This window comes from Ignavibacteria bacterium, from assembly GCA_016873845.1.
Lineage (GTDB): Bacteria > Bacteroidota > Ignavibacteria > Ch128b > Ch128b > JAHJVF01.
Window position 1 is genome coordinate 1 of the sequence record VGVX01000150.1, and the last position, 1980, is coordinate 1980.

The following is a 1980-nucleotide window of genomic DNA, read 5'->3' on the forward strand; positions in this document are numbered from 1 at the left end:
CCGCAAATTAACAGGTGGAACAACTTGGTCTTCAACGTTAAATTTGCCATCATTATTTAGTTCATCGCAAGCGCTTGGTTCAAATGGCAATGATCTATATTATGTGCAGCTTAACGATTACAACTACCTTGTTTATCAGCAATACGACGCCAATCCATTAGTCCCGCAAAATTTAGCTGTTACAGCTGTTGCTGGAAAACCAAAACTAACTTGGACTCCAATCACTGAACCTGATGTAAGAATAAATAATAACGGAGTCAGGATAGAGCGGAGGCTGGATGTAGTAGGTAACGACAATGGACAAGCTGGTCAGAAATCGCAACTGCAAGTGGAACTGATTCTTTCTATACCGATAACAGTATAACCACTGCTGGTTCAGGTCCAAGTTATGCTCAATATAGAATAAGAGCGAGGGATATAGAAGGATATAATTCAGATTATTCATCCCCCGTTCAAATTAGATATGGTGAAGGAATAGAAAAAAGAGGCTCAAATGGTTCTGATATACCAAATGAATTTCACCTGTCACAAAACTATCCTAATCCATTCAATCCGAGTACAAAAATTAAGTTTGGCATTCCTTACAGTTCATTTGCCTCACTCAAAGTATACGACGTGCTTGGTCAGATTGTAGCTGCTCTTTTTAATAACACTTTGGATGCCGGTAATTATGAAATAGAATTAAATTCTATCCAGTCTGAATTAAAATCGGGAATATATTATTATGAATTGAGGTCAAACGATTTCCATGAAGTTAAAAAATTTATGTTACTTAAGTAACTTTAGTTTTACGGGATGTTGTCTCTTGATACGGGATGACATCCCAAAATTTAGTGTTAAAATTTAAGATGTTTATGACAGAAAAAAGATTTATCCTTCTAATTGTAATTATAATAGCTGTGCAGATAAAAGCACAACCGACCGAGTGGAAAATTTTTTCTACAAAAAATTCAGGCGTGTTTAATCCTCAAATTATATCAATGGCAGTAGATAAGATAGGTTCCATTTGGAGCATGATGAAGAGCGGAGATATTCTTAAGTATGACGAGAAACAATGGATAAACATTGATCTCCAAATTTCTGGGATCCCAAAAAGTTCTCTGAAAAAAATTGTCATTGATAAATACAATCATAAATGGTTTTTAACAAATGGATATGGACTTGCAAAATTTGATGGAACTGATTGGACCATCTACAATAAATCAAATTCAGGCATAAAAGATAACATAACTAATGCACTTGCTTTCGACTCATTAGGTAATATATGGATAGGAACTGAAGAAAATGGCTTAATAAAATTCGATGGTTCAAACTGGATTCAGTATCGTACCGGAAATTCAGATATACCTGAAAATAAAATAACAGCCATAGAAATTGATAAATACAATATTAAATGGATTGGAACATGGTGGTCGGGCGGGGTAGCAAAATTCAACGATACAAGCTGGGTTGTTTACAACCGAACTAACTCAGGATTAGAACACTTTATTAATGATATTCACTCAGATCGTAACAATAACATTTGGATCGCAAATCAAAGCGGTATATCAAGAATAAGCAATAACGTTTGGTCTCATTATTTTTATACACAAGCTGCAATTTTCAAAACTATTGCAGAAGATTCAAAAGGAAACATATGGGCAGGTTATGATAGAAGTCCAACATATAATAAATTTTCTTTCATGTATCATGATGGGATACAATGGATTTCTTTTTCAAAGGATACGATTGGAAGCATCCCTATTGTAGAAATTGAAGTGATTGCAGTTAATGATTCCGACATTTATTTCGGTACATACGATCGTGGTGTAATCAAATTTAACTCCAATAATTTTACTCTATACGACAAGATTAACACCGGCATCCAAAACGATTATGTTAAAGCTGTTGCATACGATAAATCCGGTAACATCTTAATCGGAACTTACGGAAGCGGAATTGTATTTCATAAATCAGATAAAAACACAACAAGCTGGCGGG

At 34.6% G+C, this 1980-nt stretch carries 2 protein-coding genes; both read left to right on the forward strand.

The genetic code is table 11. The features are described from left to right. The first annotated feature begins 315 nt into the window (after window positions 1-315). A complete protein-coding gene (locus FJ213_13430; protein ID MBM4177154.1) occupies window positions 316-780 on the forward strand; it encodes a T9SS type A sorting domain-containing protein in 465 nt (154 codons plus the stop codon). A 35-nt stretch (window positions 781-815) separates the two neighbouring features. Next, the coding region (locus FJ213_13435) for a hypothetical protein (protein ID MBM4177155.1) at window positions 816-1980 on the forward strand (1165 nt) is incomplete at its 3' end.